Source organism: Paenibacillus bovis, from assembly GCF_001421015.2.
In the GTDB taxonomy this organism is placed as follows: Bacteria; Bacillota; Bacilli; order Paenibacillales; family Paenibacillaceae; genus Saccharibacillus; species Saccharibacillus bovis.
Genome location: NZ_CP013023.1, coordinates 2119312 through 2140573, shown reverse-complemented (window position 1 = coordinate 2140573; position 21262 = coordinate 2119312). Strand labels below are relative to the sequence as shown.

Below are 21262 nucleotides of genomic sequence, written 5' to 3'. Positions count from 1 at the left end.
TATAGTAAAAGGACGGTTTTCTACCCGGCAGTGATTTATTTTTGTTACAATAGAGACTGTTGATTGGCGGAATAATCAGAATATGGATCTACCATGAAGGAGCTTGCAGTATGGTTACTATAGAACAGACAGAATCTTCGGTCCTCTGGGGAGATAAACGATTCCATACATGGAATACCGAGATGCGGGAGCAATTTGGAACCAAAGTGTTCAAAGTTATGCTGGATGCTGGCTTTACCTGCCCCAATCGTGATGGCACGATTGCCAAAGGCGGTTGTACCTTTTGTAGTGCACGGGGTTCCGGTGATTTTGCCGGCAGACGCCGTGATGACTTGGTCACCCAGTTCAATACGATTCGCGACCGCCAGCATCAGAAATGGCCCAATGCGCAGTATATCGGTTATTTTCAGGCGTACACTAATACCTATGCTCCTGTAGAAGAGCTGCGTGAATATTATGAAGTTATTCTGGAGCAGCCAGGCGTTGTCGGTCTCGCGATTGCTACTCGTCCCGACTGTCTGCCGGATGATGTGGTCGATTACCTGGCCGAGCTGAATGAACGAACTTATCTATGGGTAGAAATGGGACTGCAGACGATTCACGAATCGACCTCTACCCTGATCAACCGGGCTCATGATACCCGCTGTTATGAAGAAGCTGTTGCCAAACTACGGGCACGCGGTATCCGGGTATGTGCTCATATTATCTATGGACTGCCGCAGGAAACCCACGAGATGATGCTCGACACTGGGCGGGCTGTTGCCAATATGGATGTACAGGGAATCAAGATTCATCTGCTGCATCTGATGCGCAAAACCCCGATGGTCAAGCAATATGAAGCAGGACTGTTACGATTTCTGGACCAGGATGAATATATTAAGCTGATCGTTGATACTCTGGAATTCCTGCCGCCGGATATGATCGTTCACCGATTGACCGGCGATGCTCCGCGCGATCTGCTCATCGGACCGATGTGGAGTCTTAACAAATGGGAAGTTCTCAATTCGATCGATCGGGAGCTCAAACAGCGCGACACCTGGCAAGGCAAGTATTGGAGGGGATATTAAATGGGATTTCTCTCGGTTCTTAGCTTTGCCCACAAACTGGTGGCCGAACGCCTGGGCAATACAGCAGGCGTTCCGGCCATAGCTGTTGACGCCACAGCTGGCACCGGCGCCGATACTCTTATGCTGGCCCTGACCGCCGGCGCAGGTGGCCAGGTGTACAGCTTTGATATTCAGCAGCAGGCACTGGATCGTACGCAGGAGAGGCTTGCACGGTACGAGCATCCGGACAGACTTGCTCGGACCGAGTTGGTACTGGATAGTCATGACCGGATGGCGGAGCATATCCCGGTAGAGCTGCATGGACGTCTGCAGGCTGTCATGTTCAATCTGGGTTATCTTCCAGCAGGAGACACATCGGTAATTACACGTCCAGAATCGACGCTGCCTGCACTGACGGCTTCGCTGGAACTGCTGGCTGTCAAAGGCATATTGACGATTGTGTTGTATCCGGGGCATCCTGGTGGCGCCGAGGAAGCTGATGCTGTGCAGGATTGGGCTTCTTCCCTGCCTACTTCTGCGGCTCAATGTATTGTCTATCGTCAGCTGCAGCGCAGTGATGCACCGTATCTGATTGCTATTGAAAAAAAGCAGGTATAATGTATCCTGTGAGCAGGCTGTATAACGTTTGAACAGAACGGGTTCATTAGGAGAATCAGGAACCGATCCTGTTCCCCCTTCCAAATCCACTTGAGGAGATGAAACATTATGGCAGTACGCAAATTGGAACATGTAGGCATTATGGTGACTTCTATCGAACGATCAATCGCTTTTTACGAGCAGGTGATCGGGCTTCAGCATCTGGAAACAAACGGTCATGTGGATGATGCGATCCGGCTGGCATTTCTCGCTTTTCCCGGTCATACCGATACGGAAGTGGAGCTGGTACAGGGATATACCGGTACATTGACCGAGGAAGGCCGTGTGCATCATATTGCCTTTACTGTTGATAATATCGAAGAAGAGTATGCGCGAATCCAGGGACTTCAGCTGTCCAATCTGGATCAGGCAATTACGACCCTTCCCAATGGCAGCCGTTATTTCTTTTTCAACGGGCCTGATGGAGAGCGTCTGGAATTTTTCCAGTCTGCACGTTAAGATGGATACAGCCCCGGCCTTACATCTACTATTGTCTATGGATAGGACAACGATACATACGGGGTGAACATTAAATATATGACCATGTGGAGGAGAGAGATTAATGACGAAGCCATACCCACTGCAATTTCAACCGGAATTCAAAGAACGTGTATGGGGCGGTAGAGCACTGGAACAGTTCGGCTGGGATATTCCGGAGGGAGCGATTGGCGAAGGCTGGATGATCGCGGATCATCCGAACGGTACAACATCGGTGATTGGTGGCGAGCTGGACGGCCAAAGTCTGGATCAGCTGCGCGAGACGCTGGGCCGTGACTGGTTCGGTACACGTGGTGTATCCGAGACCAATGGACGCTTCCCTCTGCTGATCAAGCTGCTGGACTGCAACGACGATTTGTCGGTACAGGTGCATCCGACTGATGATTATGAAGGCCTGCCTCAAGGCGAGCTGGGCAAAACAGAGATGTGGTATGTACTGGATGCCAAACCGGGCGCCAAAATCATCTACGGCCTCAAAGAAGGCGTAACCCGTGAATCCCTGGCTGAAGCGATTCGCAATAACCAGATCATGGATGATCTGCAGGAAGTCCCTGTCGAAGCCGGAGATACCTTTTATATCCCGGCAGGTACGGTGCATGCGCTGTGTGCCGGTGTACTGGTAGCCGAGATTCAGCAGAATTCTGATACGACGTATCGTCTGTACGATTATGATCGTCCGGGACTGGATGGCAAACCGCGTGAGCTGCATATCGAAGATTCGCTGAATGTTATTGCTTACCAGGGTGCTGGCGCTACAACAATGAAAACAGATGATTTGTCTGCAGGACAATGGCTGACGCTGGCTACCTCTCCTTACTTTATTGTAGAAAAAGGGATCGTCGACGGTTCATGGAACCTGTCTACCCTGCCAGAGAGCTTTACGATCCTCGTGGTTGCCAGTGGCGAAGGTTCCATTAGCTGGAATGATGGAAGTGTACCGCTCAAAGGCGGACAATGCTTCCTGCTTCCTGCCAATCTGGGCGAGTATACGCTGAACGGCAGCTGCACAGTGATCCGCTCTTACCTGCCTTAATCGGTTGTATTGGATTTCATAGGCTTATATATACTTTTTAAATAACAGACCTGTATCGGTGTGATCTTCACACTGGTACAGGTTATATTTATGAATGGAAAGGAGTTGCATAATCATGCAGGAACGTACTTTTCGCATGACAGATGGAGAAGGCATTCAGGTGCATATCTACGAATGGCTGCCCGATCAGCAGCCTGTACATGCTGTTATACAAATATCGCATGGCATGGCCGAGACTGCGCGGCGCTATCACCGGCTGGCTCAATCTCTCACTGCCCAGGGTTATGCCGTCTATGCCAATGACCACCGGGGCCATGGGCTGACAGCCGCCACTCCTGAAGATATCGGCGATCCTGGTGAAGATGGATTCTACTGGATGGAGGAAGATCTGGCCATGCTGTCCGGCTGGATCCATGAGCAGTATGCTGCACTGCCGCTATATATTCTCGGACACAGCATGGGTTCATTTATCGTACAGAAGCTGATGTACGATCATCCGGATTTATACGATGGATTTATCTTGTCCGGTACTAACGGCCCTCGCGGACTCCTGCAGGTGGGTGAGCGTCTGGCACTGCTGCAGCGGCGTCTGCGTGGACCACTGCATCGCAGCATGCTGCTGAATGCACTTGTATTCGGTCCATTCAACCGCGGGCTGCCTCGTCCACGGGCAACCCGTTTTGACTGGCTGTCCCGTGATCCGGAGGAAGTCGCGCTGTTTATTAATGATCCTTACTGCGCCCAGCTTGCCAGTGTGCGTTTTTATGTCCATTTTTTCCAGCTGCTTATCGAGATTCATCAGCCAGCCCATATGCAGCGAATTCCCAAGGATAAACCTGTCTATCTGTTCAGCGGCGACCGCGATCCTGTAGGCGGCTACGGCAAAGGGGTACGCAAATTATATGAACAGTATCAGCGTCTGCAATTGAGCGATGTGGAAATGAAGCTGTATCCGGATGCACGGCATGAGACACTCAATGATACCAACCGCGACGAAGTGACTGCAGATATCCTGGACTGGCTTGGTCGCCACTGTCCAACAGCCAAATAGCCAGCAGACCGCCTCTATACCGGTCTGCTGGCTATTTTTTGTGCATGATTATTCGTTATACGTTACGTATAGGAGCTCGGTATCCGACAGAATAGCGGACGCTCAGGATGATACATGCCGCGAGGTGCGCAGCAGGTTCAACCCCAGCAGTACAAAAATGCCACCGGTGATTTTGTTCAGATAACGGGATGCCCGGCTGGATTGCAGTCGGCTGGACATTTTACTGGAAAATAGGACCAGCAGCATGCACCACAATAATCCAGTCGCGCTAAATGTCAAACCAAGCAGAAGAAACGGAACTGGCCCCATATGCTGTGCAGGACTGACAAACTGCGGGATAAAAGCCAGATAAAACAATGCTACCTTTGGATTCAGCACATTGGTCAGCATACCCTGCAGATAGATTTTGCGCAGTGGACGCTGCTCTACACGCTGGAGTGCTGTTCCTTCCTGCTGCCGCGCCATCAGAGCGCGAATACCCATCCAGATCAGATAGCCGGCTCCGATCCATTTGACCAGATTAAAAGCAAGTGCCGACTGCATCAGGATCAGTGATAATCCCAGTCCTGCCAGCAGCGTATGTACCAGTGAGCCGCTGATAATACCATAGACAGACATCAATCCCGCCTGCTTGCCCTGAAACATACTGCGGCTCAAAATATAAATGGTATCACTGCCGGGTGTGATATTCAGCAAAATACTCGATAAGACAAACAACCAGTAATGTTCGATTCCCCACATCTCTATATCCCCCTATAACCTTGTACTTATGCCTGTTCGCCAGACTCCTCTACGGACGATGTATTCAAATAAGGCAGCAGCTCTCCATGCTTGCCATAATTATGCGGTGCCAGATCCTCAAAAAAGATAAAGATTTTTTCTTTCTCTACCTCAAATACATCCGAGACCAACTCCGACATTTTCTGTACCAATTCACGCTTTTGCTCAACCGTTTTGCCTTCCAGCACTTTGACAGTAATAAATGGCATTGCTTTTCACCCTCTCCAGAATAGTCATTTGATAATGAAATAGGATACCACGTATACTTCCCAAAACCCATATTTTTCTCGGTATTGCCTGTAATAACTGTCTACATCATAGTTAATAACATCTCACATTGGGTGCAGCAGCTTTTTCTCATAGCAAAGGCTGCTCTCATCATCCACATATATGCCAAATCGTTCTATCTGCTCATATCCGTACCGCTGATAAAAAGCGATTGCTTCCGGCTGGGCAGCTCCTGTCTCCAGGCGAATGATTTGAAATCCCGCCTCTCGTGCCTGTTCTTCCAATGCTTGCAGCAGCCTGCTGGCTATCCCCTGCCGGCGATGCGAGGAGCGAACGTAAAACCGCTTTAGCTCGGTATGATGTTTATCCAGTGCACGAATAGCTCCACAGCCTACAGGCAACCCTTCCTTATCATAAGCGATCATAAAAGAAGCCGGGTCATCCAGATCCAATCCGTAAATAGACTCTGCCGGATAACATTCCATCAGGTAAGCATCCAGCTCCTTGATCAACTGGTGCAAATCCTTATCACTGGCTTGTACTGGTAAAATGGTAATCATATGTATGCCCCCTTGGTTAAAGTGTTCCAACCAGAATCATTGCCCTTTTCAAGCCAATTCATAATGATGCACAACCGGAAACGGATCATAATAACGATGCAGCAGCTTTTTCCATTCCTGATAAGATTCCGAGCCGCGGAATCCCTCGGTATGGTCTTCCAGTGTCTCCCAGCGAACGAGCAGTATGTATTGATTGTCGATTTCCAGACAGCGCTGCAGTTCATGGGACACATACCCTTTCATTCCGGCAATAATGCGGCTGGCTTCGCGAAAATGGTCTTCGAATGCATCGGTATGTCCAGCTTTGACATTCAGCACGGCAACTTCCAGAATCATAATGTTTCCTCCTCCGTAACCATATTTTGTAACCCTACAATGAACTACCCCACGGCTGTTGCTGCAACAAATACAAGCAGCGAGGTGGTGATGCTTGTATCATATATTGACGAATAAAAAGAACATCGTCAATCCCCGATTCTTGTCCATATCGTTATTTACATGCATCCCTGCCACCTGTTGTCACACCAAAAAGCCTGTACGTCTGACCATTCATCTCTCAATTCAAAAGAGAATCTGACCAGTCATACAGACTTTTATTGTGCTATTTTTTACCCTTTGGTATCGACAAATTATCGATCAATCCCGGCTGGCGAGTTTGCTGAGCAGTCTCAGAATCTCTACGTACATCCAGATCACGGTTACCATCAGACCGAATGCGCCATACCATTCCATGTATTTCGGCATACCTGCCTGAGCCGACTCTTCGATCGTCCGGAAATCGAGCAGCAGATTGGCAGTTGCCACGATCACAACAAAGATGCTAATCCCGATACCGATCCAGCCGGTATCATGAATATAAGGCACACTCATACCGAAAAAACTCAATACAAAATTAATCAGGTACACAAAAGCAATCGCCAGCGTACAGAGCATAATCCCCATAGCCAGTCCGGGAGTTACGCGTACAATACGTGTTGCATACAGCAGCAGCATAAAGAACAGAATGCCTACTGTAATCAGAACAGCATTCAGCGCAATACCAGGATAGACCGTCTCGACCATTGCCGACAGACCGCCCAGCGCCAGCCCGTTCACAATCACATACAGCGGCGCTGTAACCGGAGCGATTTTCGGGAAAAATGTAGTAGGCAGTGCGATCACCAGACTGCCAATCATGCCGACGATCATGTAAGTACGGATGTCTTCACCCTTGTTAAATAAGTACCATGTGTACGCAGCGGATAGGATAAGCAGCACTGTCAGTACCAATGCTTTGCCTGCTGCACCGGCAATTGTCATAGACTCCCTTTGATCATAATCCCTTTCTTCCGAAAATGCCCTGTTATTAAACACAGGATTTCTCAAAGCCATGAAATCATCTCTTTTCCTCAATTAAGAATAAAATGCATACTTTATTATTAACGGTATTTCTTCCTGAAAATTGAATAATGAACCGATTACGCTATTCCGGGCTTCTATTTCAGGCTTTGTTCGGCGATCAATTGCAGCAGCTGTTGATCGTTCCAGTCATACATATCCAGCAATGCCTCGTAAGGATCTCCCGCCAGTGACAAATAATGAGCAAATGCCGGTTCGGTCTTCATCCCCTGCTGTTTGCGCAGCCGAATCTGCCGGCGTCCCTCTCCCCGAGACCATCGAGTAATCGCTGCTCTACGATCATATGACGGAATCCGTTCTGATCAGTAACAGGACGAGGCTGGGCAAACACTTCAATTTCCCATCCTTTATAGCTCCAGCGTGCAACTGTACGGATAAGTCCATCTGCTTCGCGGCGGCTTAGTGTCCAATCCGTCATATGACTATAATAACGGATCAGTAGGGCTTCAAAGCGATCGGGATCATATACTTCACACAGAATATCCAGATCGCTGCTGCTGATATCAATATCAAGTGGAATTGTTCCCGCCAATACCGGATTATAGGCAGACAGGGTAGATAACAGATCCAGCTGCTGCAGCACCTGATACGCGGAGCGCTGCCTTGCATTGCCCTCTGCCAGATAGCCGGGCTGTATCAATGTACTCGCTATAAGAGCGATCGACTTGGGAATGTGCAAAGTGACACCTCCTGTCCTATGCAAATAACGGTATCAGGCATCTATCCCTATTCCCAGTGGAATATACAGAATGATCCTTATACCGCTATTTGACGATAAACTATGCGTTAACCCTGATTATCCCAGTGCTCATTGATAAATTCATCCCGACCGGATTTTTCGCGGTCTTCCTTGTAGTGCTTGGTGTTCTTTTTGTGATAATCCTGATGGTATTCTTCAGCCGGATAAAACACATCGGCAGGCAGAATCTCGGTGACAACGGGCTTGTCGCCAAACCGTCCGCTTGCTCCCACTTCCGCCTTTGTCTTTTGCGCCAGCTCTTGCTGCTCGTCATTATGATAGAAAATAGCTGTGCGGTATTGGGTGCCGCGATCATGAAATTGTCCGCCGTCATCTGTTGGATCAATCTGCGGCCAGTACAATTCCAGCAGACGTTCATACGGGAAAAGCTCTGGATCAAATGTAATTTCCACTACTTCATAATGACCGGTATTGCCGGTCTTGACCTGTTCATACGTTGGGTTCTTTACATGTCCGCCGGTGTAACCGGATACGATACCATGAATACCGGGCAATTCCTCAAATGGAGTCACCATGCACCAGAAGCATCCGCCAGCGAATGTTGCTTTTTGCAATTCTGCCATATCGATTTATCCTTTCAGCTGTAAAATAGGTGTCTCTACATCATACCATTTTGGGAAGCGAACGTCTGCTTGAGCCTTTGGGTACAGACGCAACGGCATGAACAATGTACAGCAATCAGTTCCCTGTCATCTTCCCTATTATAACGTGTTGCCGCGAAATTGCCTGTCTCATTTTGAGAATGTCCGGGAATGTTCCAGACGGCGCAGTTCGGCATTGTGATAACGGCTGAACAGCAGCAGGGCAGCGACAGCGCCAAGCAGCGCGAATGTCATATCCCACTGGGTATCCCATACATCGCCCTGTGTCCCGAGAAAAGCTTCGGCAGCCGTGCCGGTAATCCCTGCTACTGCAAACTCGATCAATTCATAAGCTGCACTGATTGCCATACAGATCGAGATCACAATCGTCACCAGCCATTTGCCGGGCCGAAGCGGCGATGTGCGCAGCAGCATCTCCCTAACGATCATCGCTGGAACAAATCCCTGTATAAAATGTCCCAGTCGATCATAATAATTGCGCTCCAGATGCAGGGTATCTCGCAGCCAGTTAAATAGCGGCATCTCTGCATAGGTGTAATGTCCGCCAATCATCAGAATGACCATATGCAATGCAATCAGACTGTAGACAAGACCGGTCAGCTGGAATCGCCGGTAAGTCACTATCAGAATCGCCCCGCCAATCAGTGCCGGGAACACTTCCAATATCCATGTGAACCAGTCATGGGGCTTGATCGCTGACCAGATCAACACGGCTGTAGTGACAGCCAGCAGCACGATGTGCAATTTTTGCGCTTGCCTTTGCCTTTTTCCTGTACGTAATCTGTTCATTGCCGGAACTTCTCCTTTGACATAATAGGATAAAAAGGATCGGTTATGTAGGTAACATCTGTCGGTGGTGCCATTGTACCATACTATAGAGCAAACAAAAGTGCACAAACAAAAGCCGCATATCCAGGCATGGCCTACGGATCTGCAGCTGATTTGGCATTCATTATATGTCTGTAGCTATCAATCTTCTTCTCTTGGGATGTAGACGACAAAACCGCTGTCTTCACAATACACGTCACCGAACTGATAGATTCCGCTTCGGCTGACGAACAGCCATTCCAGTACTTTTTGAATGGTTTGCAGCATGAGAGTCCCTCCCGTAAATGAAATCAAACCTTAACGGTTTAAGCACATTTTACGGGGGTGCCTTCTATGTGTCAATCACTATTTTTGTAAAAATATGTTAAGACAATTATCGTTCTGTTAACTGTGTGTAAACATAGTAATTGGCAGGCTATAATCGTTGATACAGCAAGGGATTTCCGATGTATGCATATGCTACCTGTTCCACTCAAAATGCAGCTTGTTTATTATGAATCAAACTTTTTCTCATATATAATAACTTCCATATTATTGTGTGTAATCGAATGCTTTACATACTGCAAATTCTGCCGTTTCCAGAATATATGGGCAGGTTCATTTTCGATATTTACCGCCAGACGAAAAGCCTGAATCTTCTGACGAATCAGCCGCTGTTCGAACGCCTGAAATGCCTGATTGCCATATCCCCGGCCTTGATAGGCTTTATCAATCATAAATAATCCCAGCCATGGATAACCATCGTTCGGATTTAACGAAAGATATTCTACGATGCCTATCGGCTGATCATCGCTGCAGATTACATAGCGCTCTGCTCCAAGCTGTATCGTCTCCTCGACTTCCTGCTGGATTTCCTCGGCGGTCAGCTTTTCCCTGCCTTTGATAATACGATTGTAAAATGGATTGGAATTGATGATCGACAGTTCCACTTCCAGCAGCTCCGGTGATGTGCTTACAAATGTGATCATGTTCTCCTCCTCGGAATCGGTATGAATGCAAGATACATCGAATGATTGCTTTGGACAATGGTTGGTACTGGATTTTCTTTCTATTCATGATTAGAGACAAGCAGATCAGAGGTAATAATGTGAGGATAGCTTTACGAATTCAGGAACAGAATGACTGCTTGTTTTATATTTCACTGGTTTTTGAACATTGGATTCCAAATATCTGTACAAAGGAGACAGCCTGTTATGACTAATGACAACTCTATTCCTCGCGATCATACTCTGGAGGGCGGAATCGGCCTGCTTTCAGAAGGATACGAATTTGCCATGAAACGCCGCCAGGAATTTCAGTCGAATATTTTCCAGACTCGTATGCTGGGGCAAAAAGCGATCTGTATCGGCGGCAAGGAAGGGGCTGAATTGTTTTATAATGAAGAACTGTTCCAGCGCGGCGGTGCGATTCCCAAGCGTATCCAGAAATCATTATTCGGCGAAAAAGGAGTACAGACACTCGATGGTCAGGCACATATGCATCGTAAAAAGCTGTTCATGTCCCTGATGTCACCCGAACGGCTCAATGAAATCGCCGGACTGGTCCAGCAGCAGTGGGAAGCCGCTGCCCTCAAATGGCAAAGTACCGATCAGCTGGTATTGTTTGATGAAGCCCAGCAGGTGATGTGCCGCGCTGCCTGCCAGTGGGCCGGGGTTCCTTTGCAGGAAAGCGATGTCAAGCAGGTCGCCGATGATCTGGGAGATATGGTGGAGTCGTTTGGAGCGGTCGGTATGCGTCATCGCCGCGGCAGACAGGCTCGCCGTCGTACCGAACAGTGGATTGGACATCTGATTGAGCAGATTCGTGAAGGCAAGCTGGAAGCTCCGGAGCAGACCGCAGCCCATGCGATGTCCTGGCACCGCGATACCGAGGGGAATCTGCTGGATACCCAGACAGCGGCTGTAGAGCTGATCAATATTATTCGTCCGATAGTAGCCATTGGTCGTTATGTAGTATTCAGTGCGGTCGCCCTGCATCATTACCCCGACGCACGGCACAAGCTGGTGCAGTCTTTGCAGACCGATGATCATACTTACAGCCAATGGTTCGTGCAGGAAGTACGCCGTTTTTATCCATTTACCCCGATCCTCGGTGCCCAGGTACGCAAGGACTTTACATGGAACGACTATTCCTTTGAAGAAGGTACGATGGTTCTGCTGGATGTGTATGGCACAACCCATGATGAAGATCTGTGGCAGCAGCCAGATACGTTCCGGCCGGAGCGGTTTGAGCACTGGAGCGGCAGTCCATTTGACCTGATCCCTCAGGGTGGCGGCGATCATTACCGCAATCATCGCTGCGCCGGCGAATGGCTGACGATTGATGTGATGCGTGTCAGTCTGGAGTTTCTGACTACCCGTATCACCTACGACGTTCCCGAGCAGGATCTGACGATTGATCTGTCCCGGATGCCCGCTATTCCGGAGAGTCGGTTTATTATGAGTCATGTGCAGGTTCAGCCTTCCGCTACCGGCCAATAACCTGCTATAGGGATAAACCGAGTAGTATTTCCAGATAAATGCATACTGATACAATGTCCACATACTTCCCTGTAAATAGGGTAATATTATGCATAACCTATATGTACAGGAGGAACTCAGGATGCCGCACAATACCCAACAAGTCCCTTATGGATACGAACCACCTGTCGACAAGTTCAGAGGTACGCTGATCTATTACGATTCGTTCGAGAACACAACAGATGAACAACTGGAACAGGCAGCAACAATTGCCGAGCAGATGCATTTTGACCGGCTCGTCCTGTATCCACTACATGAGCAGACGGTCAAACGTATGTCCAAAGCACCTGTTTCTCCTTTTTACAAGCGTGAAGACCGGCTGCATGAATGGAAGCGCGATATCGGGCGCAAGGATATCATTATCGAGAACTGGGAAGGCAAGCGCAAAAAGTATACACCGATCGAAGCCGCCCTGCGTACGCTGACCGATCATTATGCGTCTCCCTACTTTCTCCTGATGACACCGGCTATGGCCAATCTGTTCGCTTCGTTCTCCACCTTTGAAGAATGGATCGTCAAAATCAGTCTCGTACTGACAGAGCGGCCGCGGCAGCTGCACCCCCGTCTGGAAAAATACGCTTCGCGCTGGCGGGTAGCCGGCGAAAAACGCAGCCCAGAAGAAAAGCCTGAGGCGTGAATCCAGTGTCGGGATGATACGATTTATTCTATATCGGGCTCCACATCTTGAGCGTTCCTAACAGATATCCTGCGTAGCAGTACGCGGGATATCTTTTTTTTATTCCGGCAAAATCTCCTGCAGATGTTCACTTCCCAGCATCTGCCGAAAATGATGGATTGTATGAGCGATATAATCCATTGCCAGCCACTGCAGTGTCATCTCCTGTCCGCTGCGGGTAATACATGTCTTCTCATAATCTTCAGCAGGAATCTGGTTCAGCAGTGTAGCAATCTGCAGATTGCGCGTCATCCAGAGCAGAATGATATCCTGCTGGTCATAACTGTTCTGATAATCATTCAGCTCTACCCAGCGATCCTGATCATAATCCATTAATCGGACGGGTTCTTCCGACAATGCGATACTGACAAACCGGATATAATTATGCGAAGCCGAGTCACAAAGATGTCCCAGTATTTCCTTTTGTGACCACTGGCCAACATGCGGCTTGGCACTGAATTGATCGGGTGGAATATCATTCAATTTACCCTGAAAGTAGATAACCAGTTCCTGTAGTCTGTGGCTGAGTGAATTCATGTACAGCACTCCTCGCTTGGGATTTATGAAGACTGTGAATGTTCTGAATACAACTTTACCAAATTATAGCACATAACAAAAAGCTGTCCGCTATACGCAGGGACAGCTTTTTTACAGAAACGGACATCTAAACCAGGGGAGCTATAGTTCAATATCAGCTGATCCTAATTATGCCTGCTTATATTGTGACCATAAATAGGCAGTCTCCATATCATGAGCTATTCGCATCTCCAGACGTGTCCGAAGATTATAAAAATTCTGTAGTTCGCGATAATCCATGCCAAGCCGCTTGATAATCAGCCCAATGATCGAATCATCATAGTCAGGGGTACTCCAGTGATAAAGAGCATGATAAATCTCTTCTACCGTCTCCTGATTAGGCTGCAGCACAGACAGGGATAACCCCCGATATCGCAGCTTCTCGCATACCATCTGGTGCAGTACATCCAGCTGATACTCCATCCGCTGCCGATCTTCCGTATCCGTCAGCGTGTGCCGTACATCATCGATCAGATCTGCAAACGTCAATCCCACATGATTCATCGCTCTATACATCCACACACAGGTTCCGGTACCTGTATCATGAGCTTCCCAGTAAGGGCTCCATAATATCCGGCGTACCCATTCGTGATACGCTGGACCATATAAGGCAATACCCAGTACCAATCCTGCATTACAGTCGATAGAAGCTTGCTGTTCTCCCCAGTGATATAACTTCGGAATCAACGTTGCATCTGCCACCTGGCTGGACAGGGCAGGCAAAAACTCATTAAATAGAGACTGTCCCATTGTCGATTCGATTGCTTTTCGCAGTATAGCTGCTTCTTTATCATCAAGCTGCAGCTGCAGTAATCCAAGACAGGCTCCATTTTGCAAATCCCAGCTCTTACTGTCGAGCGCATAATGAAGCAGGCTGCTCACTGCCTCCTGTACACCGAGATAACCACAGGCAGTCAGTATATCTTCCGAAAGTTCATCACGCAGCCGCCCTTCTGTAAAAGCCCATTGATACAATGCCAGCCCCAGCTCCCGATCACCCAGCTTGCATACACCCTCCAGCAGCATGATATAATCCCAATCTTTGGGATGCGCAATAAAGCACTGATACAGCGCATGGGCATCCTCGATATTGCCGTACTTGATAATCATATGTAGCATGGTCTCATACCATACCGATTCCCTGCGCGTATTCTGTTCCATCTCCATGATCAATTGCCGGGTAATCGTCAGCATCGCGGATACTTCCTTTCTGAATAAGGGATCAATTACATTTCTGAAGAATATAACTGCAATCACAGCAGTCTTATCATATAAAAAGGCGCTCGTCAGAGCGCCCTTTTCTGCATAATCATGCTGTCCTGCTACGCCAATCCAAACTTTTATATCTCAGTTGTATTTAGCGTGGCAGTGCCTGGATATACGTAACGTAATACTGGTTGTGATTACGCTTATCCAGCTTGCGTGCAGTTTCCAGCGCCATCTCACTGTACTGGGCAGCCAGTCTGCTCACGTCTGTCGCATGCTCTGGGTACGGGTAAAAGGATGGAAGTTTCACATTGAAGTTCACCTGCTCCTCAGCCAGACGCCGGAATAACGCTGCTGCATAACCATGAAACAGCATATTGTCGAGCGGATCTTCGTGCTCGGCTGTCCAGGAAATATGCTTTTCAAAAAGCTCCAGTCCCTTGAATGGATCTGTCACGGTCAGGTATCCGATCTGCTCACCCACGCAGCGCAAAAAGTCATGATTGTCCTTGATCAGACGATAACCCTGCTTCTGGTATTTGTCTGCTTCCTGCTGTCGTCCCTGACGGTGCAGAGGCAGTAATACTTTGGAGATCGTCAGATGAGGAATCTCGGCACATGTCATTTTCTTGGCCAAAATAGGCTGCGCCGCATCCAGAAGTTGTTCATCATCACCCAGACGCATATAGTATTCGACAAATTCATTCTGCTCGCAGGCTTCGCAATCGCTCATGCCATCGCGTTCCATAGGTCTCAGCTGCTGCAGAAACTGTCCGGCTTCGTCCAGTTCACCGGACTGCAGAGCCAGTGTAAACCGGTAATACCAGTAGGTCCGGTCATTATAACCGTGCTCCTGATACCGGCGACGCATATCTTCCAGCAGATTATCAATCTGTGCCCGCTCAATCTCCGGAAAACAGAGCAGATTATCTACGATCCATTTATATGACCAGAGCAGCGGGTAGTCATAGTACTCCTCTGGATTCTTGTCATACTGTCCCAGCTGCCAGGAAAAAGCGACAAGCGCTTTGCGCGGATACCCGCTGAATGTCGCTGTCTCGACAATCTCTCCGCGAATTTCATAGCCGGCGTCTACTTCGCCGAGACTGTCGGCAATCCGGGCTGCTTCTTCCAGCAGCTCCAGCTTGGCATGTCCATTGGGCAGTTGATACGCTTCGTCCAGTAATTCTTCATAACCCCGTTCTGTATTCATAATTAATTATACTCCTCCGTTTCCCTGATATAGTGATGAATCCTGCCAGTATAATACGAGTTGCCATTTCGCTTATCAAATTGAGCTGCGATATCCAGCGCCTGAGCCAGCACATAATCAGCCAGCGCACCTATATCTGCCTTATCGCCGGTATAGCCGTATTCCGCAGGCAGACGGATTTGATAATGCACATCCTTCTCCTTGCTTAACCGCCGCAGCAGCCCGGCTGCATACATTGTGAACATCATGACCTCCCATATACTCTCATGATCGATCAACCAATCTGCATGACGTTCGAACAGATCCAGCCCGAGAAATGGATCGGTATGCGTAAGATAGCCAATATGCGCGCCTATCGACTGCAAATAATCCCGATTACCTGCAATATTCGCATAATTGCGACTGCGGTAGTCTTCCGCTTCGGCTGTACGTCCCAAATGGTAGAGCGGTAACAGCAGCGAAGCAATCGTCTGATGGGGCACCGTAGTGCAGCTCATTCTTCCCTGTAAAATAGGCTCTGCTGCCTGCAGCGCTTCTTCATACCTGCCCAGAATAATGTAGTGATCCACCAGTTCATCCTGCTCACAGGCGGAGCAGTCACTCATCTCGTCACGCGGCATCCGCTGTACCTGTTCCATGGCAGTTTGTGCTTGCTCCAGCTCTCCGGCGTACAGATATAGAGTATACAGATTGGAGTAATACGTCCTGTCACTATAGCCAGCAGCCTGATAACGTACACGCATATCCTCTATCAGTTCCTGCAGCTGCTGCATGCTGATCTCCGGAAAATCAATAGCATTGACCAGTATCCACTTATACGACCAGAGCAGATTACGCTGATTGTATGCCTGCGGATTCTGATCATACTGACCAAGCATCCATGAATAATGAATCATGGCTTTGCGTGGATAGCCGCTGAATATCGCTGCTTCCACCAGCTCGCTGCGCACCATGTATCCCGCTTCGACATGGCCTTGATGATCCGCCATCCGTACAGCTTGTTCCAGTAGCTCCACTTTGGTCCGACTGTCCGGCAGGTCAAGCGCTTCTCTATACAGCGCCAGAATCTCCGGATCTATCGGTGTACTCACAACGAGTCTCCTCTACCGCCTGCAGACAATCCCCATTCGATAAATCGCAGAATGCCCTGATTCAGCACAGCCATCTCCTGTTTGTTCATCGGATAGTGACCCATCATCAGTGCATTCACATACAGCATCTCGACAGCCACCTGCATCATCTCTTCACTGCCCGGCTGGAAAATGCGTCTAACCACCGGATTGTCCAGATTCAGATACAGTGTCGAATAAGCAGACTGCTGCATACTGGAACCCAGTGAGCCGAGAATCGAAGACAGCGTATCTGTGCTTACTTCCTTGGCAGCTTCCAGAGAACGCAGATCCGAAGATTCCTTGGACAGGGTAAATAATGCCGGCAGCTCGGCCGGTTTGAATCGCTTTAACTGGATCTGACAGCGGAACCGCTGCAGCGCCATATCTGCCAGTCTGGTTTTTTCGTAGTAATCCTTGCGTTCCTGCGGTGTGAGGTCGGTAAAGGACATCGACACATCTTCCGGCAGCAGACGCTCGGTTACGACCTGTTCATTTACATCAGGCAGCAGGGCCATCAGCTCGGCGTCATAGATATATCCACCATTGACCACCAGCAGCGACTGTGCCGAAGCTACATGGGTAATCTGGCGATACTCGTCCAGTGTCAGCGTAAAGTGAATATGATCATGCTCTTTGAGCATCTCACCGAGTGTACGCCGTCCATAGGTCGTCTCGAATGGCAGCCAGCGATGAACAATCCGGTAGAACTCGGCATCTTCGGTTGCCAATGCTTTCATCGATAGGGCATGCAGCTGGATAATATGCTGCAGCCGGTCGGGATCATAATCAGCCATACGCATCAGTTCGCTGCGGATCGCCTCCCCAAGCTCATCGCGCACTTCTTCCAGCCGTTCATTTTCATAAAAATGTTCCCGTGATGCTGTAGGCTGCAGTTCATCGGTCCAGATCAGACACTTCACAAAAAAAGCCCAGTCCGGCAGTATATTCTCCGCTTTGTCGGAGACAAGCATATATTTGAGATAGACCTGATGGGAACGCTTGGCATTCAGATTGACTGCATGCGGCAGCACATAGGCAATCCCTGCCGTACGCCCGGAAGCAGTACGCAGCGGAATAAAGTCCCTGAACTGCTCGCCCATCAACCGTTCGCCATATTGCAATACTTCTTCCCGATTGCTGCGCGCCAGATCCGGGTCCTGAATCCAGACCGGACGATAATCATTGACCACTTTGCTGGATGTACCATTATTGAACGTAATCGGATAAGGCAGCAGTGCTCCATAGTAATACAATCCGCGTTCGAGCTCCTGCGGTTCGTAGTACATCTCACTACCTGCCTTGCAGCGCAAATATACCTTGGTTCCTGCCGACAGATCGGTATCCAGAGTACGGATACTGTATGTACCATCCGGCTGTCCGCGCCATTCCAGTGTCGGACCACCTTTGGCCGAGCGGGTTACCATAACAATCTCGTCACTGACCATAAAGCAGGACAGCAGACCAATACCAAAGCGTCCGATAAATGTCGTCTCGCCGGTAAAAGCAGCCTCGCCGCGCTTGGAAGACTGGCCGATTTGTGCCAGAAATTCATGAATATCCTCTTCGGTCAGACCGACCCCGTTATCTTCGATAATCAGTGTAGAGCCTGCGCCACTTCCGGCCAGCTCGATATGCACTTTGCCCTGATAATCTGTTTCTAATTGGTTTCGTGCGGTAATGGCGTCCACTGCATTTTGCATTACTTCACGCAGGAACACCCGTGGATTACTGTATAAATGATTCGATAAAATATTGATCATGCCGCTCAGGTTCACCTGAAAGCGGTAATTATTCGGGTTGCTCATAAGTACTCTCCATTCTCACCTGAAATGTGAATATATCGTTTTTTTCGGATGCGGAGCCTGTGATTATATTGCTTCAGACTGCTTGTGTTCAGCAACTTGTTGAAGTACCTGTATAATTTGGATTCGGCTTGCGGCCTGATCGTAATCCAGAAACGCATCATATTTATAATAATGCTTCAGTGCCATAACGTTCATGGTTAGTGATACCGGCTGTTTGGCCTGCCTGAGTACATCGATGATATCTTCGAATGTGGCAAGCTCCAGCCATGTCTGAATCCCTGTATTCGCCAATCCGGCAGGCAGCAGATCTTCGCGGTCATTTTGCACCGCCAATCCCTGCTCCTCCTGCTCCCATAGCCATTCCTCACTGAAGTAGTAGACAGGCGTATGGAGCGGATCTTCTTCCCAGTAGTCCACATTGGTATAGAGCCATTCGTTATGCAGCTGTCCGTGTATAGCGACCAGTTCCTGCAGATGTGCGAAAGTCATGCTGTCTGGACGGCTTCTCCGTTTGTAATCCGCCATCCGATCTTCATATCGGCTCATCTCATCCCTCTTTTCCGCTGGAGGATAGACTGCGTTTGTTTTGCATTTTGCGCAGCAGTCTGACGATGCCGTCCCGGTTTTTGGCTTCTTTCATATACTTTGGCAAAGGATGGGAAGCCGTACGAATAATCTGAAAATACATAGAATTCTCGCGCAGGTCTGCAGAGATATAATCCAGCAGATAACTCAGGTGTTCGCGATTGAGCGCCCATACCGGTTGACCACGATAACAATCCATAAAATACAGCTCCAGGCCAAAATAAGGATCTCTGCCCTGATGGATCTCCGGCATCTGCCAGTATCCAGTCTCCTGCTTGCGAACTTCTGCACGATTAATTGTATGACAGTAAGGGCATGGAAAATGAACCTTCTTTTGACCAAACTGCTGCCGGTTATGCAGCGGCTGGTTGAACCATCTCTCGCAGTGCGTACATACCGCAGCTGCAGAGTAAGCATATCGTGGCTGATGGACGGTCTGATATAGACAATGCGAACAGCGCATCACCACTTCCTGTTGATCCGGCAGATAACGAATGTTGGCCGGACCTTGGCAGTGAGCACATTTGACGATGATTTCACCGCCCCCGCTTAGAATCGCATACACCGAATAAGGCATTCCAACAGGGTCTTTGAAACGTTTCACCTTTGCACCTCCCTAACAGGTTATGCTGCCATAACTTGTTCTTGGCCTATTCATAATAGTGGTCTTTGATGGTTACAGGTCGGATTACATTACAATTCTCTCCCCAACTCCTGCCCGTGAACAGGATATGTTACTTCTAAGTATACCGATGTATTTGCCCCGGAACAACCTGACTGGCAGATTACCTTCTGACGTTGGCAATAGATTAAATTCTTTTTACCTTCCCAATAATTCATGTAGAAAAGTGATTTTATAAGCCGCATAAATCGTTCATTTTCTGTCATCAGTGTGGAGTTATTTGAAGAAAAGTAATCGTTTTTGAATGATAAAGATAGTTAGCGGCAAAACTACTTTGTGTTAAATATAATTTTGTAAAATATTTTTATAATTATACTACTTTTGACCTAATCAATTGAGCTTCTCCATACGATAATATGTAGTATCCAGGTAATTCAATAAACTATCAATTCCGAACATCTAAAATAAAAAATTACCGATAATGAATTTGGACGTGGAGGAATACAGTATTATGACAACCAACCAACAGGATCAAATGGTAACCGATGCGCTTGTAGTAAAATCTTTGGAGAAGAATTTGGCTATTATCCGTTTTGACAGAAATCGTCAGGTCGCTTATGTAAATCCTATTTTTGCAGGAGCTATGGGATATACACCGGCTGCTATGCTGGGTATGAGTCACAAATCATTCTGCTTTCCCGAATTTGTAAACAGTCCTGAATATGAAATGATGTGGAAAAGCTTGTTTTCCGGAAAAAGCTTCCAGGATAAAATCAAACGCATGGATGCCCATGGTAATGCCCTCTGGCTGGAAGCTACTTATATGCCTGTATTTAACGAAGCGGGAACCCAAGTAATCGGTGTTACCAAGATTGCGGCCAATATTACGACACGCCAGAACAATATTACGAATGTGGTACAGGATATGCAAAGTATGGCCGACGAGCTAACTCACCGTGCCGAGACCGGTACTCAGCGTAATCAGGATCTGCTGTCCAGTATCAACAAGATTGCCCAGGCTTCAATGGAAAACACGTCTACTCTTCAAAATCTGCATCAGCAGGCTCATGCTATCCAGGGAGTTGTACAGACGATTCGCGATATTGCTTCCCAGACGCATCTGCTGGCGCTCAATGCAGCGATCGAAGCGGCTCATGCCGGTGAATATGGACGAGGATTTGACGTTGTGGCCAAGGAAGTCCGCAAATTATCCGGGATGGTCGAAAAGTCCATTATCGAAGTAAAAAACAGCGTAGATTCTATCACTCAGGAAATCAATAAAATCTCGGATGGAACTACCGGCGTACAAAGTGATGTAGAGAAGAGCCAACAGCAAATTCAGATTGCTATTGATGAATTTTCCACGATTGCTTCTTCCGCTCAGCAGCTGGATATGCAAGCACGCAAAGTCTCCGATATCGTCTAATTTCTTTTTATACCGATCAGCAGGCCGTTATCGCAAGATATTGTGATAGCAGCCTATTTTTTTGAATTAATCTTCAATTCC

Annotated in this window: 26 protein-coding genes; 8 read left to right on the top strand and 18 right to left on the bottom strand. The window is 48.2% G+C overall.

The features are described from left to right. The first annotated feature begins 110 nt into the window (after positions 1-110). From mnmL to AR543_RS09140, 5 genes are all read left to right on the top strand, one after another. Complete coding sequence (gene mnmL, locus AR543_RS09160; RefSeq protein ID WP_060533735.1) at positions 111-1067, top strand: tRNA modification radical SAM protein MnmL/YtqA; 957 nt, start codon at positions 111-113, stop codon at positions 1065-1067. Beyond that, positions 1068-1664 (top strand): tRNA 5-(aminomethyl)-2-thiouridylate-methyltransferase MnmM, encoded by a 597-nt coding sequence (gene mnmM, locus AR543_RS09155; protein ID WP_060533732.1) that lies wholly within the window; start codon positions 1068-1070, stop codon positions 1662-1664. 108 nt (positions 1665-1772) lie between these two features. Continuing rightward, a complete protein-coding gene (locus AR543_RS09150) occupies positions 1773-2162 on the top strand; it encodes a VOC family protein (RefSeq protein ID WP_060533731.1) in 390 nt (129 codons plus the stop codon). A 103-nt stretch (positions 2163-2265) separates the two neighbouring features. Further along, positions 2266-3234 (top strand): type I phosphomannose isomerase catalytic subunit, encoded by a 969-nt coding sequence (locus tag AR543_RS09145; RefSeq protein ID WP_060533729.1) that lies wholly within the window; start codon positions 2266-2268, stop codon positions 3232-3234. Positions 3235-3349: 115 nt separating this feature from the next. Then, positions 3350-4285, top strand: coding sequence for an alpha/beta hydrolase (locus tag AR543_RS09140; protein ID WP_082472177.1), 936 nt, complete (start codon positions 3350-3352; stop codon positions 4283-4285). Positions 4286-4387: 102 nt separating this feature from the next. Here the strand turns inward: AR543_RS09140 and AR543_RS09135 are convergent, their stop codons facing one another. From AR543_RS09135 to AR543_RS09095, 11 genes are all read right to left on the bottom strand, one after another. Beyond that, a complete protein-coding gene (locus AR543_RS09135; RefSeq protein WP_060533727.1) occupies positions 4388-5026 on the bottom strand; it encodes a LysE family translocator in 639 nt (212 codons plus the stop codon). A gap of 26 nt (positions 5027-5052) precedes the next feature. After that, on the bottom strand, positions 5053-5274 hold the full coding sequence (locus AR543_RS09130; protein WP_060533725.1) for a tautomerase family protein: 222 nt from the start codon (positions 5272-5274) through the stop codon (positions 5053-5055). Positions 5275-5397: 123 nt separating this feature from the next. Then, positions 5398-5853 carry a GNAT family N-acetyltransferase gene (locus tag AR543_RS09125; RefSeq protein ID WP_060533723.1) on the bottom strand — a complete coding sequence of 152 codons (456 nt, stop codon included), beginning with the start codon at positions 5851-5853 and terminating at the stop codon, positions 5398-5400. 48 nt (positions 5854-5901) lie between these two features. Next, positions 5902-6189 carry an antibiotic biosynthesis monooxygenase family protein gene (locus tag AR543_RS09120; protein WP_060533721.1) on the bottom strand — a complete coding sequence of 96 codons (288 nt, stop codon included), beginning with the start codon at positions 6187-6189 and terminating at the stop codon, positions 5902-5904. 300 nt (positions 6190-6489) lie between these two features. Then, positions 6490-7224 (bottom strand): Bax inhibitor-1/YccA family protein, encoded by a 735-nt coding sequence (locus tag AR543_RS09115; protein WP_060533718.1) that lies wholly within the window; start codon positions 7222-7224, stop codon positions 6490-6492. A 104-nt stretch (positions 7225-7328) separates the two neighbouring features. Beyond that, positions 7329-7457 (bottom strand): DUF4269 domain-containing protein, encoded by a 129-nt coding sequence (locus tag AR543_RS24955; RefSeq protein WP_335582711.1) that lies wholly within the window; start codon positions 7455-7457, stop codon positions 7329-7331. Further along, complete coding sequence (locus AR543_RS09110; protein WP_335582710.1) at positions 7454-7930, bottom strand: DUF4269 domain-containing protein; 477 nt, start codon at positions 7928-7930, stop codon at positions 7454-7456. The genes AR543_RS24955 and AR543_RS09110 overlap by 4 nt, the downstream gene beginning before the upstream one ends. A 107-nt stretch (positions 7931-8037) precedes the next feature. Next, complete coding sequence (gene msrA / locus AR543_RS09105; RefSeq protein ID WP_060536710.1) at positions 8038-8565, bottom strand: peptide-methionine (S)-S-oxide reductase MsrA; 528 nt, start codon at positions 8563-8565, stop codon at positions 8038-8040. A 177-nt stretch (positions 8566-8742) separates the two neighbouring features. Continuing rightward, positions 8743-9402, bottom strand: coding sequence for a DUF2238 domain-containing protein (locus tag AR543_RS09100; protein WP_060533716.1), 660 nt, complete (start codon positions 9400-9402; stop codon positions 8743-8745). Positions 9403-9582: 180 nt separating this feature from the next. Continuing rightward, complete coding sequence (locus AR543_RS24875) at positions 9583-9708, bottom strand: hypothetical protein (RefSeq protein WP_257790511.1); 126 nt, start codon at positions 9706-9708, stop codon at positions 9583-9585. Positions 9709-9932: 224 nt separating this feature from the next. Further along, positions 9933-10409: a GNAT family N-acetyltransferase gene (locus tag AR543_RS09095; RefSeq protein ID WP_060533714.1), complete on the bottom strand. Its 477-nt coding sequence runs from the start codon at positions 10407-10409 to the stop codon at positions 9933-9935. Between the two features lie 225 nt (positions 10410-10634). Here AR543_RS09095 and AR543_RS09085 point away from each other — a divergent pair, with 225 nt between their 5' ends. Both AR543_RS09085 and AR543_RS09080 read left to right on the top strand, forming a co-directional pair. Beyond that, positions 10635-11921 carry a CYP152 family fatty-acid peroxygenase CypC gene (locus AR543_RS09085; protein WP_060533713.1) on the top strand — a complete coding sequence of 429 codons (1287 nt, stop codon included), beginning with the start codon at positions 10635-10637 and terminating at the stop codon, positions 11919-11921. A gap of 121 nt (positions 11922-12042) precedes the next feature. After that, positions 12043-12597, top strand: coding sequence for a hypothetical protein (locus tag AR543_RS09080; RefSeq protein WP_060533711.1), 555 nt, complete (start codon positions 12043-12045; stop codon positions 12595-12597). 99 nt (positions 12598-12696) lie between these two features. Here AR543_RS09080 and AR543_RS09075 read toward each other — a convergent pair whose 3' ends face one another. The 7 genes from AR543_RS09075 to AR543_RS09045 all read right to left on the bottom strand — a co-directional run bounded on the left by AR543_RS09075 (position 12697) and on the right by AR543_RS09045 (position 19737). Then, positions 12697-13173: a DinB family protein gene (locus AR543_RS09075; protein ID WP_060533709.1), complete on the bottom strand. Its 477-nt coding sequence runs from the start codon at positions 13171-13173 to the stop codon at positions 12697-12699. A 168-nt stretch (positions 13174-13341) separates the two neighbouring features. After that, entirely contained in the window at positions 13342-14406 is a 1065-nt protein-coding gene (locus AR543_RS09070; protein WP_060533707.1) for a hypothetical protein, read from the bottom strand. A 163-nt stretch (positions 14407-14569) separates the two neighbouring features. Beyond that, positions 14570-15631, bottom strand: a complete 1062-nt coding sequence (locus tag AR543_RS09065) for a hypothetical protein (RefSeq protein WP_060533705.1) — start codon at positions 15629-15631, stop codon at positions 14570-14572. 2 nt (positions 15632-15633) lie between these two features. After that, positions 15634-16722 carry a hypothetical protein gene (locus AR543_RS09060; RefSeq protein ID WP_060533703.1) on the bottom strand — a complete coding sequence of 363 codons (1089 nt, stop codon included), beginning with the start codon at positions 16720-16722 and terminating at the stop codon, positions 15634-15636. Further along, complete coding sequence (locus AR543_RS09055) at positions 16719-18548, bottom strand: HSP90 family protein (RefSeq protein ID WP_060533701.1); 1830 nt, start codon at positions 18546-18548, stop codon at positions 16719-16721. The genes AR543_RS09060 and AR543_RS09055 overlap by 4 nt, the downstream gene beginning before the upstream one ends. 63 nt (positions 18549-18611) lie before the next feature. Beyond that, a complete protein-coding gene (locus tag AR543_RS09050) occupies positions 18612-19094 on the bottom strand; it encodes a DUF7716 domain-containing protein (RefSeq protein WP_060533699.1) in 483 nt (160 codons plus the stop codon). A 1-nt stretch (position 19095) separates the two neighbouring features. Further along, complete coding sequence (locus AR543_RS09045) at positions 19096-19737, bottom strand: hypothetical protein (protein WP_060533697.1); 642 nt, start codon at positions 19735-19737, stop codon at positions 19096-19098. 529 nt (positions 19738-20266) lie between these two features. On the opposite strand from AR543_RS09045, the gene AR543_RS09040 reads away from it, so the two are divergent. Beyond that, positions 20267-21181 (top strand): methyl-accepting chemotaxis protein, encoded by a 915-nt coding sequence (locus tag AR543_RS09040; protein WP_060533695.1) that lies wholly within the window; start codon positions 20267-20269, stop codon positions 21179-21181. Positions 21182-21262 lie beyond the last annotated feature (81 nt).